This window comes from Pseudomonas gingeri (assembly GCF_013385635.1).
GTDB lineage: Bacteria > Pseudomonadota > Gammaproteobacteria > Pseudomonadales > Pseudomonadaceae > Aquipseudomonas > Aquipseudomonas gingeri_A.
Map to the genome: position 1 here is coordinate 435,238 of NZ_JACAPR010000007.1, position 19,489 is coordinate 454,726.

Here is a 19,489-nt window from a genome sequence, read left to right on the forward strand (position 1 = left end):
GGAGCGTGGGAACGATCAAAGTCTTGCATCCTCGCGGACGCCATCGCCGGCAAGCCGGCGCCTGCAGGGATCGTGTAGTTATCCGAAGGTATAGATATCCATGCCCAGCGCGCCCATGGTGAAGCCCTTGTGGGCGATGGCGACCCGGTCGCCGGCACCGCGGGCGAAGTACAGCGGCAGCAGGTGTTCGTCGCTGGGATGGCTGCGCACGGCGTAAGGCGCCTGTTTACGGTAGTCGTGCAGGGCGGCTTCGTCATCGGCGGCGAGTTTGTCCACCATCCAGTCACGAAACGCCTTGGCCCAGGGCTCGATGGTTTCCGGGCCGGCATGCCAATCCAGTTCGCCGAGGTTGTGGGTGATGCTGCCGGAGCCGATCAGCAGGATACCCTGGTCCCGCAGGCTGCGCAGGGCCTTTCCGACCCGGGTCTGCAACGCCGGGCCCTGGCGGCTGGGCAGCGAGACCTGGACCACCGGGATATCGGCGTCGGGATACATCAGCGACAGCGGCACCCAGACGCCGTGGTCGAAGGGGCGGTTGTTGTCCAGGCGCGCTGGCAGCCCGCTGACGGTCAGCAGTTCGGCGACATCGGCGGCCAGTTCGGGCTCGCCGGGGGCGGGGTATTGCACGGCAAACAGTTCCCGTGGGAAACCGCCGAAGTCGTGCCAGGTTTCCGGGTGCGGATTGCTGCTGACCAGCAGCTCCTGGCTTTCCCAGTGGGCCGAGACGATCACGATGGCTTTCGGACGTGGCAGTTCGGCCGCCAGGCGGGCCAGGGCCGGGCCGCTGGCGCCGGGTTGCAGCGCCAGCATCGGCGAGCCGTGTGAGATAAACAGGCTGGGGAGCATAATGAAGGTCCTGAGCGTTAAGATGGGACCATCTTCGGTCAGATCATTGATCTAAATCTAATATAAGTTTTGGTGGATTTTAATCGAATTTCTTGAGGTTAATCATGCAGCCCGAGTTTTGGCATAAACGCTGGGAGTTCAACCAGATCGGCTTTCATCTGGATCAGGTCAATCCCTGCCTGCAACGCTTCTGGCCTGACCTGACACTGGCTCCCGAGGCGCGGGTACTGGTGCCGCTCTGTGGCAAGAGCCTCGATCTCGCCTGGCTGGCGGCCCAGGGCTTGCGGGTGCTGGGGGTGGAGTTGTCGGAGAAGGCCGTGGAGGCTTTTTTTGCCGAGCAGCAGCTCAAGCCGCAAGTGCATGAGCAGGGTGCCTTGCGCATCTACGAGGCGGGGCCGCTGGAGTTGTGGTGCGGGGATTTCTTTGCCTTGACCGCTGCGGATGTCGCCGACTGCACGGCGCTTTATGATCGCGCGGCGCTGATCGCCTTGCCGCCGCAGATGCGCGAGCGGTATGCGGCGCATCTGACGCGGATCCTGCCAGGTGGCTGCCAGGGTTTGCTGATTACCCTCGATTACGCTCAGGCGCAGATCGACGGCCCGCCGTTCGCGGTACTCGATGGTGAGGTCCGGCGCTTGCTGGAGCCGCACTGGCAATTGCGCATGGAGGAGGAGCGGGATGTGCTCGGCGAGAGTTGGAAGTTTCTCCAGGCGGGTGTCACACGGCTGGAAGAGCGGGTGTACCGGCTGGAAAAGAACCCCTGAAAACAACAAAGGGCGACCAATGGTCGCCCTTTGTGTGTTGCCTCGCTGTCAGCCGAGACGACGCAGGGCGTCGATACGCTCTTCCAGCGGCGGGTGGCTCATGAACATCTTCGCCAGGCCCTGCTTCAGGCCGCCGTTGATGCCGAAGGCGTTCAGGGTGTCGGGCATGTGCACCGGCAGGCCCTGTTCGGAACGCAGGCGCTGCAGGGCGCTGATCATCGCGGCGGTACCGGCCAGGCTGGCACCGGCTTCGTCGGCGCGGAATTCACGTTTGCGCGAGAACCACATGACGATGGCGCTGGCGAGGAAGCCCAGGACCAGTTCGGCGAAGATGGTTGCCACGTAGTAGGCGATACCCTGGCCTTCTTCGTTCTTGAAGATGACCTTGTCGACGAAGTTGCCGATGATCCGCGCGAAGAACATCACGAAGGTGTTCACCACGCCTTGCACCAGTGCCAGGGTGACCATGTCGCCATTGGCCACGTGGCCGATCTCGTGGGCCAGCACGGCCTTCACTTCATCGGGCGAGAAGCGCTCCAACAGGCCCTGGCTCACGGCCACCAGGGCGTCGTTCTTGTTCCAGCCGGTGGCGAAGGCGTTCGCCTCGTAGGCGGGGAAGATACCGACTTCGGGCATCTTGATCCCGGCTTCGCGAGACAGTTGCTCGACGGTCTGCAGCAGCCATTGTTCGTGGCGGGTGCGTGGCTGGGTGATGATTTGGGTACTGGTGCTCATCTTCGCCATCCACTTGGAGATGAACAGCGAGAACAGCGAGCCGGCGAAACCAAAGACCGCACAGAAGATCAGCAGCTGATTGAGGTTGAGATCAACCCCGTTGGCCGCCATGAACCCGTTGAAGCCGAAAAGGCTCAGGGTGATGCTGGCAATCAGCACGACCGCCAGGTTAGTGGCCAAGAACAGCAGGATGCGCATCATGGTTGAAAGTTTCTCCTCATCTAAAGATGTAGCGTCATGCGGGGTATATAAGGTGCCGCTACCGCCTATTCAACCGGGTGACTATTTCAAACTGTGTCCTACAGCTCGATTCTAGAATCCTGCCAGTCATTTCCGAAGCGCGGAAGCCGGTTTTTTCTTGCGACGGCGTCTGCGGTCACTTCGAAAACCTTGCCGTAGAGCCTTTGACAGCTCTCTGCGGAACAGTTCGATGAGTGACGCACGCGCATACAAAAAACAGCCGATGAGAGAGAGCCGCGCTGCGACCCTTTCCTGGAGTCGCAGCGGGTTGTAGGAGATTACTGGCGGTAGGATTTCAGGAAGTTGCCGATGCGTCCGATGGCCTGTTCCAGATCGTCGACCCGCGGCAGGGTGACGACGCGGAAGTGGTCCGGCCATGGCCAGTTGAACGCGGTGCCCTGGACGATCAGCAGCTTTTCCGAGAGCAACAGGTCCAGTACGAATTTCTCGTCGTTGTGGATCGGGCAGACCTTCGGATCGATCCGCGGGAAGGCATACAACGCGCCCATGGGTTTCACGCAACTGACACCGGGAATGTCGTTGAGCAGTTCCCAGGTACGGTTGCGCTGTTCCAGCAGGCGGCCGGGCGGCAGTACCAGGTCGTTGATGCTCTGGTAGCCACCGAGGGCGGTCTGGATCGCGTGCTGGCTGGGCACGTTGGCACACAGGCGCATGTTGGCCAGCATGTCGATGCCTTCGATGTAGCTCTGGGCATTGTGCTTGGGACCGGAAATCGCCACCCAGCCGGAGCGGAAGCCCGCGACCCGGTAGGACTTCGACAGGCCGTTGAAGGTCAGGCACAGCAGGTCCGGGGCCAGCGAGGCGGTGCAGATGTGCACGGCATCGTCGTAGAGGATCTTGTCGTAGATCTCGTCGGAAAACACCACCAGGTTGTGCTGGCGGGCCAGTTCCAGCATGCCCAGCAGCACTTCCTTCGAATACACCGCGCCGGTCGGGTTGTTCGGGTTGATGATCACCAGGGCCTTGGTGTTCGGGGTGATCTTGGCCTTGATGTCGGCCAGGTCGGGCCACCAGTTGGCCTGTTCGTCGCACAGGTAGTGCACCGGGTTGCCGCCGGAAAGGGTCACCGCGGCGGTCCACAGCGGGTAGTCCGGTGCCGGGACCAGCACTTCGTCGCCGTTGTTGAGCAGCGCCTGCATCGACATCACGATCAGTTCGGAGACGCCGTTGCCCAGGTAGATGTCCTCGATGCCGACACCTTCGACCTGCTTCTGCTGGTAATACTGCATGACCGCCTTGCGGGCGCTGAACAGGCCCTTGGAGTCGCTATAGCCCTGTGCGGTCGGCAGGTTGCGGATCACGTCCTGGAGAATCTCGTCCGGCGCTTCGAAACCAAAGGGCGCCGGGTTGCCGATGTTCAGCTTGAGGATGCGATGGCCTTCCTCTTCCAGGCGTTTGGCGTGCTTGAGCACCGGGCCGCGAATGTCATAACAGACGTTGGCGAGCTTGTTCGATTTGCTGACCTGCATGGCGATTTGATCCCGAAAATGGACGATCCGGGCGACTCGCTGAGCGCCCTGGCAATACTGCGTTTTCAGCGCGTCCCGTGGTCCCTCGCCAGCGCTCGGAAAATCCGATTTGAATGCGCTTGGCGCGGGTGCCAGACTGGCGTTCAACGAGGCGCAATCATACGTGCCACCCGATCCGCGGAAAAGATACAGATCGGGGTTTTTCAGTCGCCGAGGTGTAACGATGGAAAAGCTTGAGAAAACCCTGGAAGAGTGGCGCGCCATGCTCGATCCGGAGCAGTACAACGTCTGTCGCCTGAAGGGCACGGAGCGGCCGTTTTCGGGCAAGTACAATGACAGCAAGGTCGATGGCGTCTATCACTGCATCTGCTGCAACGAGCCGCTGTTCGACTCGAAGGCGAAATTCGATTCGGGTTGTGGCTGGCCGAGCTTCTACCAGCCGATCGGTGAGAGCGCCATGGTCGAGATCCGTGATATCAGCCACGGCATGATTCGTACCGAAGTGGTCTGCGCCAAGTGCGATGCGCACCTGGGCCATGTGTTCCCGGACGGTCCGCCGCCGACCGGCCTGCGTTACTGCATCAACTCCGTGTGCCTGGACCTGGTGCCACGGGGCTGATTTGATCTGTAGGAGCCGGCTTGCCGGCGATGAGGCCCTTGAGGCTTGCGTTGATCTTGCGGACGCCATCGCCGGCAAGCCAGCTCCAACAAGGTTCGCGTTTGTTGTAGCGATTGATATTCAGGCTTGATATGGCGTGGCATAAGTCCGGGCAATTGAATTGTGTGCAATTCAATTGTTCGCTATTTTGTTTGGCATTCAATGGAGGAACTGTCATGAGCGCAAACCTGCTGAACATCCCGTGCACCACCATCAAGGGTGAGCAAAAGACCCTCGGCGATTTCGCCGGCAAGGCCGTGCTGGTGGTCAATACCGCCAGCAAATGCGGTTTCACCCCGCAATACAAGGGCCTTGAACAGCTCTGGCAGGACTACAAGGATCAGGGCCTGGTGGTTCTCGGGTTTCCCTGCAACCAGTTCGGCAAGCAGGAACCGGGCAACGAGGGGGCGATTTCCGAGTTCTGCGAGTTGAACTACGGTGTCAGCTTCCCGCTGTTCAAGAAGATCGAGGTCAACGGCGACGGCGCGCACCCCTTGTTCGTGCAGTTGAAGAAAGAGGCTCCAGGCCTGTTGGGTTCCGAGCGTATCAAATGGAACTTCACCAAGTTCCTGATCGGCAAGGACGGCAAGCTGGTGAAACGTTTTGCCCCGCTGACCAAGCCCGAGGACCTGACCCGCGAGATCGAAGCCCTGCTCAAATGAATGACCTGTCCCTCGACTCGCTGCGTCTCGACCGCCAGTTGTGCTTCAAGCTGTACGCGGCCTCGCGGGCGGTTATCCGGGGCTACAAGCCGATGCTTGAGCAGTTGGGCCTGACTTATCCACAGTACCTGGTGATGCTGGTGCTGTGGGAGTGGCACGAGGCTGCGCCGGAGCAGCCCACGGTCAAGGCCCTGGGCGAGCGCCTGCTGCTCGATTCGGGAACGCTCACACCGTTGCTCAAGCGCCTGGAGCAAGTGCAATTCGTGCAGCGCCAGCGTTCGCCCCGCGATGAACGTGAAGTGCACCTGAGCCTGACGGCGACGGGGTGGGCGTTGCGTGAACAGGTTGCGCCGCTCAAGGCCCGCTTGCTCTGCGACAGCGGTGTCGACCTGGGCCGGCTCGATGAGTTGCGTGACGGCCTGGACCAGTTGCTGGCCTACATCAAGGAGCCGTAGGCGGGACCCAGAGTTCCAGCAGCGCCATCAATTCCTCGCGACGAAATGGCTTTGCCAGGTAGTCATTCATGCCCGCCGCGCGGCAGCGTTCGCGCTCTTCGGGCATGGCGTTGGCGGTCAGCGCGACAATCGGCAGATGCGGCCAGCGTCCGCTGCGACGTATCTGCCGGCTGGCCTCGTAGCCGTCCATGACCGGCATGTTGCAGTCCATCAGCACCATGTCGAAATCTTTCTGCTCCAACTGGCTCAGCGCCTCGCCGCCGTGGGCGGCGACGGTCACTTCGCAGCCGAGCTTGCCGAGCATGCCCTTGGCCACCAGCTGATTGACCGGATTGTCCTCCACCAGCAGGATGCGCCCGCGACGTTGTGGCTGGTTGACGTGGGCCTGGATTGCCTGGTCCGCCGGATCGTCCGCTTGCAGGGTGCGCTGCAGGATCTGATACAGCGCATTGCGTGCCAGGGGTCGGGCCTGCTGTTGCAGCGGGGCCAGGGCGGCGGCCTGTTCGCTGGGCATGAAATTGCCGTAGGCGGTCACCAGCAGGATCGGTGCGGTGATGGCCGGACGAAGTCCGAACAGGCATTCCGGGCAATCGGTAATCAGCAGGTCGGCCTGCAGGCCGGCGAGGCTGTCATCCAGTCCATAGCGTCGGTAGTCCAGGCCCCAGGCCGGCAACTGGCTGCCGAGCAGTTCGCTCAGGCCGCTGGCCGGTGAACTGACGGCGATGATCTTGCCCTTGAGCGGCTTCGGCGCAGCGGCCGGTGTGTGCCCGGGCAGCGGCAGTTCGGCACAGAACTGACTGCCGAAACCGACCTCGGAATTGATGGTCAGGCGGCCCTTCATCGCTTCACAGAGGTTGTGGGTCAAGGTCAGTCCGAGCCCGGTGCCACCGTACTGGCGGGTAATACCGGCGCCGGCCTGGGTGAAAGGCTGGAAAATCTTCGCCTGGGCTTCCTGGGCGATACCGATGCCGGTGTCGCAGACCTCGATTCGTACTCCACCGTCACGGGCGCTCAGGCGCACATCGACGCGACCGAAGCGGGTGAACTTCAGGGCGTTGGACAGCAGGTTGCTGACGATCTGCCGCACCCGCGTCGGGTCGCCCAGCACCAGGGCCGGGAATTGCGGATCGATCAGGCAGGCCAGTTCGACGCTCGGCGCGGCATTTTGCGAGAGCAGGTTGGCGGTGTCCTCGACCAGGGCGCCGAGGTCGAAGGGGATTCTCTCCAGTTCCAGTTGCCCGGCGTCGAACTTCGACAGGTCGAGGATATCGTTGAGCAGTTCCACCAGGACTTTTCCGGAGTCATGGGCAATCGACAGTTGCTGGCGTTGCTCGGCGTTCAGCGAACTGTCGAGAGACAGTGCGATCATGCCCAGCAGGCCGTTCAAGGGGGTACGGATCTCGTGGCTCATGTTGGCGAGGAACGCCGAGCGTGCCTGCGCCATGTTGAGGGCGGTGCTGCGAGCGACTTCCAGTTCTTCGTTGGACTGGCTCAGGCGGGCGTTGATCGCCTTGAGCTCGGTGGTGCGGGCCGAGACAATGTTTTCCAGCTGTCCGAGGTAATCGGTCAGACGGTTCTCGGCATTGCGCCGTTGCTGGATTTCGGTGGCCATCGTCTCGAACTGCTGGTTGGCGACCTTGACCAGGACGCCGATCTCATCGTTCTCATGGCCGGGGGGAAACTCCAGCCGCGATTGCCGGGCGATGCCCGGCTGAGTGTTGCTCAGGGCGCGGATGACCCGTACCAGCGGCTTGGTCAGCATCACGTAGAACAGCCCGAGGAGGATCCCGGTGAGGATCAGGCTACGGGCAAAGCCGTTGAGCAGGGTGACTTCGGCACGCTTGAGGAAGCGGATACCGAAGGTGTAGGTGTCGACATCCAGGTGCAGGGTGCCGAGGGATTCGTTCGGCAGATGGCTGAGAAACAACCGGTCCTCGAATTGCCGGTCGGCGCCGAACAGGTAATCGCTGATCATCCGGTAATTGCCGCTCTGGCGTGGGCGCTCGACGCTGGCCAGTACCGATTTGTTGTTGTCGATCAACTGTGCCCGCAGTACGGCCGGCGAACGCAACAGGCCCAGGGTCAGTTCCTGGGCCAGTTCGGCATCGATGTTGTAGGCGATCCGGGAGGCCGGATTGTGGCTGATTTCCAGCAGCGAAAGGATTTCACGATTGATGGAGGCGTTTTCGCTGGCATAATCGAGGCCGATCTGTACCAGGCTGAGCAGTGTTCCCAGGATAAACCCGACCAGCACGGTCAACCGGGCCTGCTTGTAGGACAAGCGCTGGGTGAATTTTATATCCATGGGGTGGTGTACCACTTTCGTTTCCCTTCGCCGGGCAAGCATAGCTGATCCTTCGAGGGCACCGGCAGGTGATGATGAGGCCCCGATAACGTTGTCGACAAAGATTGCTGGTTGTTTTTCACGCGCCCAAGGGCGCCAACGCGACATCATGAGTGTGAACTTGTCCGAGGAAAAGTCGTGGATGCTCGATTGAATGCATTTCTGGAACGCGCCGATGCGTTTCTCTCCCGCCTGGAGCCCCTGTTGCCCGCCACACGCCAGGTGATCGACTGGGATCGTTGCCTGGCGGCCCGCTGGCAGCGTGAAGGCCGCACCGGCTACCTGTTGCCGCTGGAGGTCAGCCTGGACATGCGCCTGTCCGACCTGATCGGTGTTGACAAGCAACGTGAGCAACTGGCCCGCAATACCCGCCAGTTCATCGACGGCCTGCCGGCCAATCATGCGCTGCTCTGGGGCTCGCGCGGTACCGGCAAGTCCTCGCTGGTTCGCGCCCTGCTGGCGGAACATGCCGGGGCCGGCTTGCGCCTGATCGAGATCGAGCGCGATCACCTGGCGGACCTGCCGCGGGTGGTGGAGCAACTGATGAAGTTGCCGCAGCGTTTCGTGCTGTTTTGCGACGACCTCTCGTTCGAATCCGGCGAAGGTGACTACCGGGTGCTCAAGAGCGTGCTCGACGGCTCGCTGGAGCAAGCCCCGGACAATGTCCTGCTGTACGCGACATCGAACCGCCGGCACCTGGTTCCGGAGAAGGAAAGCGACAACGAGAACTGGAAGCGGGTCGACGGCGAACTGCATCCCAGCGAAGCGGTCGAGGACAAGATTGCGCTCTCCGACCGGTTCGGCCTGTGGCTGTCGTTCTATCCGTTCACCCAGGAGCACTTCCTCAGTGTGGTCGAGCACTGGATCGGCGAGTTGGCACTCAAGGCCGGACTGAAGTGGCAGCGTGATGAAGAGTTGGACATCCAGGCGGTGCGCTGGGCCACCGGGCGCGGCAACCGCAACGGTCGCTGTGCCTATCAGTTTGCGCGTTACTGGGTCGGCTTGAAATTGTTGGAGCAGGCGCCATGATCGATTTGCAGAAGGCCGGCACGGGTCTGGACGGCTATGGGCTGCTCTGTGCACAACTGGAGTCGTTGCTGGCGGACGAGCGTGATTTCATCGCCAATGCGGCGCAGTTTTCGGCCTTCCTGTTCAGCCAGCTGGACCACCTGAACTGGGCTGGTTTTTACCTCAACCGCAATGAGGAGCTGGTGCTCGGACCGTTCCAGGGACAGATCGCCTGTGTGCGGATTCCCTTCGGCCGCGGCGTCTGCGGCGCGGCGGCGGCCAGCCTGCAGACCCAGCGGGTCGAGGATGTGCACGCGTTCCCCGGGCATATCGCCTGTGACAGCGCGTCCAACAGTGAACTGGTGGTGCCGCTGGTCAAGGACGGCAAGCTGGTCGGCGTGCTCGATCTCGACAGCCCGAGCCTGGCCCGCTTCACCCTGGAGGATCAGGCGGGCATCGAGCAACTGGCGGCGATTTTCCTGCGCCTGACCGACTGCTGAGTCGCACCTACGTCGTGAGCCCGGCCTTGGCGAGCAACCCCGGCACGTCGATCGCATCGATCTGCTGGGGCTGCAGGTAGCGGTTGGCGTACTGCAGATAGATTTCCTCGCGCATGAACAGCTCGAACAGTTCCGGATCGATATGGGCATCGCGGCACATGCCGGCCATGATGCCCAGCGCCTCGCTCAGCGGCTTGGCCTTCTTGTAGGGACGGTCCGCCGCGGTCAGTGCCTCGAAGATATCGGCAATCGCCATGACTCTCGCCGGCAGGCTCATCTGCTCGCGCTTCAAGCGTTTCGGATAGCCGGTGCCGTCCATTTTCTCGTGATGGCCGCCGGCGATTTCCGCGACCGTGGACAGGTGGCGGGGGAAGGGCAGGTGGCTGAGCATCATGATGGTCTGCACCATGTGATGGTTGACGATATAGCGCTCTTCACGGGTCAGGGTGCCCCGGGGGATACTCAGGTTGTACAGCTCGCCGCGGTTGAACTTGTAGGTCGGTACATCCAGTTGGAAACCCCAGGGGTTGTCGACGGGCATCTGCTCGGCCTCGCTGCGTGCGAACAAGTGCTCGGGCTTGTCGGCCAGCAGGTATTCGGTGACCGGCAAGGTCGCGACGGGGCTGTTTTCCTGGCGCCGGTTTTCCTCCCAGGACACGCCGAGGCGATCGTCCAGGGTCCGCGTCCAGGTGCGTCGGGCGATAGTGCGCAGGCGTTCGAGATCGGTTTCGGCCATGGCCTCGCCACCCAGGTTGCTGCGGGCGACAAAGGCAAAGTCAGCGTCCAGGCTGCCCAGGTTGGCGTCCCGGGCGGCTGCAAGGACCTGTTCATCGCCGCCGGCTGCCCGCGCCTGCCAGTAGTCGATCCAGGCATCGCGCTTGAGCACTTCGAAGCGGGTGCGTATTTCGTGGATGCGGTCGTAGAGGGTTTCCAGCTTGGTCGCCTTGTCGACCACGTATTCCGGTGTGGTGACCTTGCCGCAGTCGTGCAGCCAGGACGCCACATGCAGCGCTTCCCACTCGTCCGCCGAGGGCTGGTAGTCCTTGAACGGCGGCTGTTCACTGGCGGCGGCGGCTTCGGCCAGCATCAGGGTCAGGACCGGAACGCGCTGGCAGTGCCCGCCGGTGTAGGGACTCTTGGCGTCGATGGCACCCGCGAGCAATTGGATGAAGGCGTCGAGCAGCTGTTTCTGCCGGACTTGCAGGTGCTGGCTCTCGATACAGGCCGCCGCCGCGCCCGATACCGCGCTGATAAAGGCGATCCGGTCAGGCTTGAGGTTTTCCAGGTCGGCCTCGGTGCCGCTGTCGGGCAGCAGCAGGGCCAGGACCCCGACGGTTTCACCGTGGCGATTGTGCAGGCGCACGCCAATCAGGTGGACGCTCGGTGTTTCCAGGGCGAGCATCACCTTCTGCAGGTCCGCGGCCTGCTCGAAGCCCAGGGTCGCGACCGTGTTGTCCTGGGTATCGAGCTGGCTCAGCCAGGCCTCGCGCCGGGTGTCCGCCACGGCATCGCTGCGAATGGCGAAGTGCTGCGGATCATGCTGCACGCCATCGATACTCAGGCCCTGGGGCTCGAGTCGTCGATTCTCCGCGTTGAACAGGTACAACAGGCCCGCGCGGGCCTGGCCGATCTTCATTGTTTCGTTGAGCACACGCTGTAGTAACTGTTCGAAGCGGGTTTCCGCCGAGAGGCTGGCGGATATTTCGAAGAAACTGGCCAGGGTGCCTTTCATGCGTGTCATCGACACCGTCAGTTGATCGACTTCCAGGACCGGCGAGTTCGGGGTGGCGGGATAGTTGAAGTCGAAGCTGCGGATCGCATCGGCCTCCCGTACCAGTGCCCGCAGGGGCTTGACCAGGATCCTCGACGTCAACCAACCCAGCGGCAGGCACAGCAGGAGCGTGGCCAGGGTCAGCAACGCACCTTGCCAGCGGATCCGGTAGGCATCTTCGAGCAACTGGTCCTCCGGGACCAGCAGGGCCAGGTGCAGGCCGCTGGGGCCGCCCTCCGAGAGGTTGCTGCGAGCCACGATCCATTGCCGATCCAGAGTATTGAAGTGATTACCGGACGGGACCGCCGGGTCCATGAAGCTGCGCAGTACCGGGCTCAGATCAGCGACTTTCGCCAATTGGCTGCCGCCTTGGTGAGTCAGTTTGTTGTAGTCGGGATAAGCCACTGCATTGCCCTGGTCATCGAACAGGACGATTTCGGTATCGGGGGTGACCTTGTGCTTGCCCAGGGTCGAGGACAGTTCCGCCAGCGTCAGGTCAGCGGCCACCACCACGGTCGGGGCGCTGCGCCGGGCGAGGGTGGTACCGACGTTGTGCGTCGAGAAAAACACATAGGGTTCGGTGGTGATCTGGCCTTCGCCGCCCAGGGCCGTGTCGAACCAGGAACGGGTACGGGGATCGTAGATTTCCTCGGGATTTTCCTGGCGGCTGATCAGGGCGAGGTCGGCGTCGTAGAACAGCGATTGCGATTGCAGGCTACCGTCGGCGGCATCGCGTTCGATGCTCCAGACCTGGAAGGCCGCCGTGTCCGGGGCCTTGACGTAGGCGCGCAGGAGCGGGTCGCGTAATGGCCGGACCATGAAAAAGTCGCCGCTGGTGTAACCCAGGTACAGCGAAGCGAGGTCCGGATTGTCATTGAGAGCCTGGGTGAAGGGCTTGAGCAAGGCCAGGCGCTGCTGCAGGTCAGGCGCCTGGTTGCGGCTGTCGATGGCCAGCAGGCTCAGCAGGTGGCGAATCGGCTGGTAGGTGTTTTGCAGGTCCAGCTGGACGTCTTCCTGGATCCTGCCGAAGAGTTTGTCGCTGCTGGAAAGGATGATGCGTGTGGTTTGCTGGTAGTTGAACACCCCCAGGAGAGCGCCGGTCAGCAACAGCAGGCAGGTGAACAGGATACTGATGTGGATGTGCAGGGGGTACCGGCGCTTGGGAACGGGCATTGAACCGGGCATCGCAACTGTCTCCTTGGTGATGCGGTGCACTTGCTCAGCGTCCAGGGGCAACGGTTCGCCGAAGATCGGGCGGTGTCGTTTGCCGTGAGTCCTGCCGAGATGGGGGGACTGTGCACGGACAATGCTCCGCCCAGGGTGTTTTTACTCCATTTGAGAGGGCTTTGTCTGGTGGTGGGCAGCATCCTGGCCGGGATTTTTTTCCGCCAGTTGGGCCAGATGTTGTTGCAGCGCACCTTCCAGGGCTGACATGGCTTCGAGGATCGCCTCCCTGGCTCTGTCGATCACCGCTGCCGAAACGTTCTGCTCGCAGGCGTTTTCCATGTTTTCGCACCGCTCGACCAGGGCCTTGGCCTGGATGATCCGGGCCGCGCCCCTGATCTTGTGGGCCATATCCGTGAACGCGCCAGGGCCGGACTGCAACGGCAGTGCGCTCAGTTCGTCGCGGTCGGCACGGCAACTGTTGAGCAACTCGTCCATCAGCCGTCGTACCAGCAATGGTTCCCCGCCGGTCAGGGCGTTCAGACCCTCGATGCTGAAGGGTGGATCGGCGGGTGGATCAAAGTGCAGTGGACGCAGGTCGGCCAGCTTCTGGTTCAGTGCGGTCAGGCTGATCGGCTTGAACAGGCAATCATCCATCCCGGCCTGCAGGCAGCGGGCGCGTTCTTCCGGCTGGGCATTGGCGGTGAAGCCGAGCACCGTGCAACGTGGCAGGGACTGTGCGGCTTCATGTTCACGCAAACGGCTAGTCAGCTCATAACCATTCATGACGGGCATGTTGCAGTCGACGATGACCAGGTCGAAGTGTCCGTCCTTCCAGGCCTGCAAGCCGGTCGCACCGTTTTGCTCGGTGCTGAATCGATGCCCGAGATAGCCCAGTTGCTGGCACATCAACAAGCGATTGGCCGGATGATCGTCGACCACCAGCACATTCAACTCATGCCGGGCAGGGAGGATCTCCGGTTCGCGTTCGACCACGCCCTGTACTGGCTCCAGGCAGCCGAGCCGCAGCGACACGGTGACCTGGGTACCCTGGCCGGGTACGCTGGAGAGGGTCAGGGTGCCGCCCATCATTTCACAGAGGCTGCGACAGATCACCAGGCCCAGCCCGGCACCGCTGCGGCCCAGGTGACCGGAGTTGTCGGCCTGGGCAAACGGCTGGAACAGGCGCACCTGATCGGCATGGCTGATGCCGATGCCGGTGTCCTCGACCCGCAGTTGCACGTCGACCTGTTGCGGGTCCGCGCCGGGCTGGATGCTCAGGCCGATCCTGACCTGTCCCTGCTCGGTGAACTTGATCGCGTTGCTGATCAGGTTGGACAGTATCTGTTTGAAACGCAGCGGATCGACCAGCACGTCGCACGGGCGGTGTTGCGTTGCTGGCAGCAGCACCAGGCTCAGGCTTTTCTGCCGGGCCAGGCCATCGAAGACACGGGCGACCGAGTCCACCAGTTCGGTCAGGTTGACCCGTTCCGGGGACAGGCTGAGGCGACCGGATTCGATACGGGCGATATCCAGGATGTCGCCGATCAGCTCCAGCAGGTCCTTGGCCGAAGTGTAGGCAACCTCGATGGCGGGGCGGTCCAGGTGTCCCTGGTCCGCGCGCTTGAGGGTCAGTTCCAGCATGCCGATCACCGCGTTCATCGGGGTGCGGATCTCATGGCTCATGGTTGCCAGGAAGGTGCTCTTGGCCCGATTGGCGTCATCGGCCTGTTCCTTGGCCGAGCGCAGTTCCTCGACCAACTGGCGTCGTTCACTGATATCGATCCAGCCGCCGATGATGCCCTGCACGTCGCCCAGGGAGTTCCGGTAGGGCAGTATCCAGTGGTAGATGGCCAGTTCCCGTCCGCCGATATGCAGGGTGCGATCGCAGATCAGCGGCGTGCCCTCGGCGATGACCCGCAGGTAGTCGGCCTGGTACTCGTCGGCTTCCTGTTCGTTGCCGAGGGCCCGTGCCCCGTCCTGCACGCTTTTGCCGACGACATCCTCCAGCTTCGCCGAGAAGGCCTCCAGGTAGCTGTCGTTGCAGGTCTGCAACAGGCCCTGGCGGTCGCGCACGTAGATCGGGTGCGGGGTACCGTTGACCAGGGCACGCATGAATTCGAACTGGTCGCTCAAGGCACGTTCCGCCAACTGGCGTTGGCGGATCTGGCGGCGCATGTAGGCATTCCAGGTGAGCGACAACAGCAACAGAACGCTGGCGCCGATGACGACCTGGATGATCAGGCGGTGATAGTTGCGCCAGTAGCTGTCGGAAACCGGTGTGTAGCCGCGCCAGCGGCTGTTGACGATACCCAGTTCGTCGGGGGCGATGCTCAGCAGCGCCTTGTCCAGGATCGAGCCGAGTTCGGTGGCGCCGCGGGCGGTGGCCAGGGCGAAGACCGCCTGCTGGGTGCCGATGGTGGCGCTGATCTGCAGCTTGTCATCGAACACCTGCGAGGCAATCAGGTAATTGGCGATCACCAGCGAGCCCACCGCGCCTTCCACCTGGCCCTGGGCGAGCAACTCGACCGCCTTGAGGCTGTCATCGGTTTCCACCAGGCGGATCTGCGCAAAGTCGTTGCGCAGATAGTCGGTCAGCGGATTGCCGCGGGTGATGGCCAGGCGCTTGCCTTGCATCTGATCCAGGTTGGCGGCGCTGTCCTTGCCTTTCGCCGTGAGCAGGACGAAGGAGTTCTCCATGTACGGGCGGCTGAAATGCAGGAGATTTTCCCGCTTATGGGTCGGACTGATGGCGGCAATGACGTCGGCCTTGCCGCTGCCGATGCGGCCGATCATGTCGTCCAGGCTGCGCGACTTCTGTACTTCGAAGCGCAAGCCGGTGCGCAGGCGGATCAGTTCCAGCAGGTCGGCCGTTACCCCGCGAAAATTGCCGTCCGAATCGAAGAAGGTAATGGGCGCCAGGGCTTCGTTGACCACCACCCGCACCACGGGATTGGCCTTGAGCCACTGTTCCTCGCGGTTGGTCAACTGCAGCTTGTGATCGGTCAGCAGGATGTCGCTGCCGGCGCTCCAGCGCTGGGCGATGCTCTCGCGCTCGCCGGTGGGAATGGCCTGTAGAGTGCTGTTGAGGATGCCCAGCAACAGGGGGTTGTCGCCACGTACGGCAAAGCTGAAACCGTAGGCTTCATGCTTGCCGAAATTGGCCATTTTCACATTGCGCAGATAACCCTTGTTGATCAGGTAGTGGGTGGAAATGGTATCGCCCAGGAACACATCGGCCTGATCGAAGGCGACCGCATTGATGGCATTCAGGTAGGAGGGGTAGAACTGAATGATCGCGTCGGGATACAGCGTCTTGATTTCATCCAGCGGCAGGTAGTGGTAGACCATGCTCAGGCGCATGCCGGCCAGGCCGTCGGTCAATGAACGGGTTTCTCCCTCCCGGGTGACCAGTACCGGCTGGTCGACGGCATAAGGTATGGACAGCGCGATGTTCTTGTTGACGGCTTCGAAGCCGTTGGCACTTCCGAGCAGATCGATCTGCCCGTCTTCGAGGGCCTGGATGGCCGCCTCGCGGGTGGCAAAGCTCTGTACCTTGACCTGCAGGCCCATGGCCCTGGCGAGAATACCCGCGTAGTCCGCGGTGATACCCTCGTAATCACGCCCGCTGATAGTCATGTCGAACGGTGGGTAGTCCGGAGCGGAGGTGCCCAGCACCAGCGTGCGCCGGTCCTGTATCCAGCGGCGCTGTTCCTTGTCGAAGCGTACCTCCAGATGGCCGCTGCTCGAACGGCTGAGCAGGGCGAAGTTGCTGACATCGCCGGGTTCTGCAAGCGCTGACAGACACAGGAACATTCCCGTGATGATTGTCAGATAATCCTTTAAGCGCGTGGGCATCCGTTTTCTCACACTACCGCGTTGCGTTTGGCCATTTCGATCAGCTCTACCAGGGATCTGGCTTTCAGTTTTTGCATCAGGCGTTTCTTGTAGGTACTGACAGTCTTGTTACTGAGGAACATGCCCTTGGCGATTTCCTTGTTCGTGCGACCCTGGGCGAACAGTTGCAATACCATCAGCTCCCGGTCATTCACCAGTTTGAAAAGTTCCATTTCCGGATTTGTCGACTCATCTTTCCGTCCGCTGATCAATGCCTGGCTCGGGAAGTAATTGTAGCCGGATAATACCGCCTTGACCGCGCTCATTAATTCGCTCAAGTCTTCCGTTTTGCAGACATACCCGGCAGCGCCCGATTGCATGCAGCGAATGGCAAAGAGCGAAGGCGACTGTCCGGTCAATACCAGCGTCTTCAGCGACAGGTTCATTCCGTCCAGGCGGGCCAGTACTTCCAGCCCATCCAGCTTGGGAATGCTGACATCGAGAATGACCAGATCCGGCATGCATTCGCGAACCATCTGCATTGCATCGACGCCATTATCCGTTTCACCCACTATTTCATAACAATCTTCCTGTTCCAGCAATATCCGGATGGCAAGACGGACAACGGGATGGTCGTCGACGATAAAAACCGAGTTCATAATAAAATCCCATACGAGCTTCGTAGAAAGCGCGCACATTAGCTCAGTTGCACCCCGAGGCGCATGAATAGAGCTGCCTACAGAAGCTGTATAGGAATATTCCTACTTTAATTAGGCTGTTGACTGACGCTCTCGGCAAGCCAAAGGTGGAAGTGTGCGGTTTTTTAGATTTTTTGGTTATGAATGCTCGTTTAATATTTGTGGTTTTTTATAGACTCTTAGGAAGTTTCCTACGGATTGTTGGGGTGGTATTTGTAATATTTATATACGTGGATGGCGTGCCCGATACAGTGGCTGAAGTATTTTCCTCACAATGAATGATTTTTCGCCATCCGCTGTCTTTCAAACGCCAATAGGCTTTTCAGGGCCTGGCCATTCAACGGTTTGGTCAGGCAGCCCAGCAGTGGAATACGTCGCGACACGGCCGTATCGCTGAGTACCTGGAGTTCTTCGAGACTGAGGCTGCTGAGCAGGATCGCCTGTTTGATCTTGCCTCGCCGGTTGGCGGTTTCGATCAATTCGAGTCCCGGTATGTCGGGCAGGCACTGGTCGCAGAGCATGAGGTCGAAGGGTGCCGGTGAGGCCTCCATGGCCTTGAGTGCTTCGGTTGCGTTTGAGGCGGGGGTGAGGAGGTGGTAGCCATAGCTGTTGAGCAGGCTCTGTGTCGCGGCCAGTTGAAAGGGATGATCCTCCACCAGCAATACGCGCAGATTTTGTTTGGGCATGCGATTTTCCAGGCGAACTACCTACTTCGAACAAGGCTTCAGGAGCAGGCATGGAACAGCGGGTTGGGCCTGAAATCGGGCGCTTGTTGAGCGAGGGGTCGGATTGAGTCCGGGTGGCAGACTAAGAAGGAATGGATTATTTCAGTGGGTCGAACATAGGCTCCATCAGGTGATTCCGGGGGAAATGTAGGTTTTCTCCGTGTGGGGCGCGGGGCATCGCTGTTCGCTCAGGGCCCCACCTGCATGTCGCAGACGGGGCCACGAAATCACTGGGGACTGGAGCGGCCGGTCATTTCCCGGGCCATCTCACTGGCGTAGCTGTCGGTCATCCCGGCGATGAAGTCGATCATGCGCAGGAACGAGGTGTGCAGCGGCCAGTCGGGGTGAGGCGCATTGTTGCCGAGCAGGTCGAGGATGCGCCGATGCTTGAACGACGGTGTACGGCCGCCATGCTGTTCCAGCGCGGCCCCGCAGAACGCGTTCAAGAGGATTTCCAGCGTTGTGTAGGCGCCGATCTCGTGGAGTGTCTTGCGCTTGTCCTGGAAGATCTTCTTGCGGGCGATATCCTTCGCGTTGAGCACGCAGCGCTTGGCCGGCCCGTGCATGTGCTCCACCAGGTCGCCTGACAGGGTGCCGGCCAGCAAGGCATCCTGCTGTTCGACAAAGGCCCTGGCGGCGGCATTGGTCAGGTGTTCGATGGCCTTGCCGCGCAGGATCGCCAGCTTGCGTCGCCGCGAGTCCTGCGGGCCCAGTTGCCGGTAGGTTTCCGGCAGGTCGTCGCCTACCAGCCCGAGCAGCAGCGACTCGACTTCCGCGTAGCTCAGCAACTCCATCTCCAGGCCGTCTTCGAGGTCGATCAGGGCGTAGCAGATGTCATCGGCGGCTTCCATCAGGTAGACCAGCGGATGCCGTGCCCAGCGCTGTTCTTCCAGTTGGGGCAGGCCGAGCTTCTGGGCGATCTGTTCGAGGATCGGCAGTTCGCTCTGGTAGCAGCCGAACTTGTGCTTCTTGTACCCCAGCGAATCGGCGTGGCGGGCGGTCCAGGGGTACTTGAGATAGGTGCCGAGGGTCGCGTAGGTCAGGCGGGTACCACCGTCGAACTGGTGATATTCCAGCTGGGTCAGGACCCGGAAACCCTGGGCGTTGCCTTCGAAATTGAGGAAGTCGGCGCGCTCGGCGACGCTCATGTCATCCAGCCAGCCACGTCCGGCGGCTTGCTGGAACCAGTGGCGGATCGCGTCCTCGCCGGAATGACCGAAGGGCGGGTTGCCGATGTCATGGGCCAGGCAGGCCGATTGCACGACCATGCCCAGGTCGCTCGGCTCGCACCAGTCGGGCAGGGCGTTGCGCAGGGTCTCGCCGACACGCATGCCGAGGGAACGGCCGACACAGCTGACTTCCAGCGAGTGGGTCAGGCGGGTGTGGATATGGTCGTTGCTCGACACCGGGTGGACCTGGGTCTTGCGTCCCAGGCGCCGGAAGGCTCCGGAGAAGATGATACGGTCATGGTCTTTGTGGAAAGGGCTGCGACCCAGCTCTTGCGGGCTGTGCAGGGGCTTTCCCAGGCGTTCGCGGTTGAGCAGGGTTTGCCAATCCAAGGCGCGTTCTCTCCGTCGGGTGATTGAACCACC

The 19,489-nt window shown here is 61.6% G+C and carries 15 protein-coding genes; 6 read left to right on the forward strand and 9 right to left on the reverse strand.

What is annotated here, in order from left to right; genetic code table 11:
- Positions 1-78: 78 nt before the first annotated feature.
- Positions 79-846, reverse strand: a complete 768-nt coding sequence (locus tag HX851_RS35720; RefSeq protein WP_177064301.1) for a DODA-type extradiol aromatic ring-opening family dioxygenase — start codon at positions 844-846, stop codon at positions 79-81.
- Positions 847-950: 104 nt separating this feature from the next.
- Between HX851_RS35720 and HX851_RS35725 the strand changes: the two genes are divergently transcribed.
- Positions 951-1,610, forward strand: coding sequence for a thiopurine S-methyltransferase (locus HX851_RS35725; protein ID WP_177057407.1), 660 nt, complete (start codon positions 951-953; stop codon positions 1,608-1,610).
- Positions 1,611-1,658: 48 nt separating this feature from the next.
- Here the strand turns inward: HX851_RS35725 and htpX are convergent, their stop codons facing one another.
- Both htpX and HX851_RS35735 read right to left on the reverse strand, forming a co-directional pair.
- On the reverse strand, positions 1,659-2,546 hold the full coding sequence (gene htpX / locus HX851_RS35730; protein WP_177064302.1) for a protease HtpX: 888 nt from the start codon (positions 2,544-2,546) through the stop codon (positions 1,659-1,661).
- 317 nt (positions 2,547-2,863) lie between these two features.
- On the reverse strand, positions 2,864-4,075 hold the full coding sequence (locus HX851_RS35735) for a pyridoxal phosphate-dependent aminotransferase (protein WP_017125876.1): 1,212 nt from the start codon (positions 4,073-4,075) through the stop codon (positions 2,864-2,866).
- 223 nt (positions 4,076-4,298) lie between these two features.
- On the opposite strand from HX851_RS35735, the gene msrB reads away from it, so the two are divergent.
- From msrB to HX851_RS35750, 3 genes are all read left to right on the forward strand, one after another.
- On the forward strand, positions 4,299-4,694 hold the full coding sequence (gene msrB, locus HX851_RS35740) for a peptide-methionine (R)-S-oxide reductase MsrB (protein ID WP_177057406.1): 396 nt from the start codon (positions 4,299-4,301) through the stop codon (positions 4,692-4,694).
- Positions 4,695-4,909: 215 nt separating this feature from the next.
- Complete coding sequence (locus tag HX851_RS35745) at positions 4,910-5,395, forward strand: glutathione peroxidase (protein ID WP_177057405.1); 486 nt, start codon at positions 4,910-4,912, stop codon at positions 5,393-5,395.
- A complete protein-coding gene (locus HX851_RS35750; RefSeq protein ID WP_177057404.1) occupies positions 5,392-5,850 on the forward strand; it encodes a MarR family winged helix-turn-helix transcriptional regulator in 459 nt (152 codons plus the stop codon). The genes HX851_RS35745 and HX851_RS35750 overlap by 4 nt, the downstream gene beginning before the upstream one ends.
- On the opposite strand, the gene HX851_RS35755 is transcribed toward HX851_RS35750, so the two are convergent.
- Positions 5,837-8,197 carry a hybrid sensor histidine kinase/response regulator gene (locus tag HX851_RS35755; protein WP_177057403.1) on the reverse strand — a complete coding sequence of 787 codons (2,361 nt, stop codon included), beginning with the start codon at positions 8,195-8,197 and terminating at the stop codon, positions 5,837-5,839. The two genes, HX851_RS35750 and HX851_RS35755, sit on opposite strands and share 14 nt — an antisense overlap.
- A 135-nt stretch (positions 8,198-8,332) precedes the next feature.
- Here HX851_RS35755 and HX851_RS35760 point away from each other — a divergent pair, with 135 nt between their 5' ends.
- Positions 8,333-9,223 (forward strand): ATP-binding protein, encoded by an 891-nt coding sequence (locus tag HX851_RS35760; RefSeq protein WP_042935253.1) that lies wholly within the window; start codon positions 8,333-8,335, stop codon positions 9,221-9,223.
- Positions 9,220-9,702, forward strand: a complete 483-nt coding sequence (gene msrC, locus HX851_RS35765) for a free L-methionine (R)-S-oxide reductase MsrC (RefSeq protein ID WP_177057402.1) — start codon at positions 9,220-9,222, stop codon at positions 9,700-9,702. The genes HX851_RS35760 and msrC overlap by 4 nt, the downstream gene beginning before the upstream one ends.
- 7 nt (positions 9,703-9,709) lie before the next feature.
- Here msrC and HX851_RS35770 read toward each other — a convergent pair whose 3' ends face one another.
- The 5 genes from HX851_RS35770 to HX851_RS35790 form a co-directional block, all read right to left on the reverse strand.
- Complete coding sequence (locus tag HX851_RS35770) at positions 9,710-12,658, reverse strand: HD domain-containing phosphohydrolase (protein WP_177064303.1); 2,949 nt, start codon at positions 12,656-12,658, stop codon at positions 9,710-9,712.
- A gap of 141 nt (positions 12,659-12,799) precedes the next feature.
- On the reverse strand, positions 12,800-16,495 hold the full coding sequence (locus HX851_RS35775; RefSeq protein ID WP_177064304.1) for a transporter substrate-binding domain-containing protein: 3,696 nt from the start codon (positions 16,493-16,495) through the stop codon (positions 12,800-12,802).
- Between the two features lie 8 nt (positions 16,496-16,503).
- Positions 16,504-17,133, reverse strand: a complete 630-nt coding sequence (locus HX851_RS35780) for a response regulator transcription factor (RefSeq protein WP_177057399.1) — start codon at positions 17,131-17,133, stop codon at positions 16,504-16,506.
- Between the two features lie 308 nt (positions 17,134-17,441).
- Entirely contained in the window at positions 17,442-17,858 is a 417-nt protein-coding gene (locus tag HX851_RS35785) for a response regulator (RefSeq protein ID WP_177057398.1), read from the reverse strand.
- 266 nt (positions 17,859-18,124) lie between these two features.
- The gene (locus HX851_RS35790) at positions 18,125-19,456 is read right to left on the reverse strand and encodes a deoxyguanosinetriphosphate triphosphohydrolase (protein ID WP_177057397.1); all 1,332 of its coding nucleotides are present in this window, start codon (positions 19,454-19,456) and stop codon (positions 18,125-18,127) included.
- Between the last annotated feature and the right edge of the window lie 33 nt (positions 19,457-19,489).

Coding starts and splice junctions, on each gene's coding strand:
- HX851_RS35720 (WP_177064301.1), bottom strand. CDS start 846: ATGCTCCCCAGCCTGTTTATCTCACACGGCTCGCCGATGCTGGCGCTG.
- HX851_RS35725 (WP_177057407.1), top strand. CDS start 951: ATGCAGCCCGAGTTTTGGCATAAACGCTGGGAGTTCAACCAGATCGGC.
- htpX (WP_177064302.1), bottom strand. CDS start 2,546: ATGATGCGCATCCTGCTGTTCTTGGCCACTAACCTGGCGGTCGTGCTG.
- HX851_RS35735 (WP_017125876.1), bottom strand. CDS start 4,075: ATGCAGGTCAGCAAATCGAACAAGCTCGCCAACGTCTGTTATGACATT.
- msrB (WP_177057406.1), top strand. CDS start 4,299: ATGGAAAAGCTTGAGAAAACCCTGGAAGAGTGGCGCGCCATGCTCGAT.
- HX851_RS35745 (WP_177057405.1), top strand. CDS start 4,910: ATGAGCGCAAACCTGCTGAACATCCCGTGCACCACCATCAAGGGTGAG.
- HX851_RS35750 (WP_177057404.1), top strand. CDS start 5,392: ATGAATGACCTGTCCCTCGACTCGCTGCGTCTCGACCGCCAGTTGTGC.
- HX851_RS35755 (WP_177057403.1), bottom strand. CDS start 8,197: ATGCTTGCCCGGCGAAGGGAAACGAAAGTGGTACACCACCCCATGGAT.
- msrC (WP_177057402.1), top strand. CDS start 9,220: ATGATCGATTTGCAGAAGGCCGGCACGGGTCTGGACGGCTATGGGCTG.
- HX851_RS35770 (WP_177064303.1), bottom strand. CDS start 12,658: ATGCCCGGTTCAATGCCCGTTCCCAAGCGCCGGTACCCCCTGCACATC.
- HX851_RS35775 (WP_177064304.1), bottom strand. CDS start 16,495: ATGCCCACGCGCTTAAAGGATTATCTGACAATCATCACGGGAATGTTC.
- HX851_RS35780 (WP_177057399.1), bottom strand. CDS start 17,133: ATGAACTCGGTTTTTATCGTCGACGACCATCCCGTTGTCCGTCTTGCC.
- HX851_RS35785 (WP_177057398.1), bottom strand. CDS start 17,858: ATGCCCAAACAAAATCTGCGCGTATTGCTGGTGGAGGATCATCCCTTT.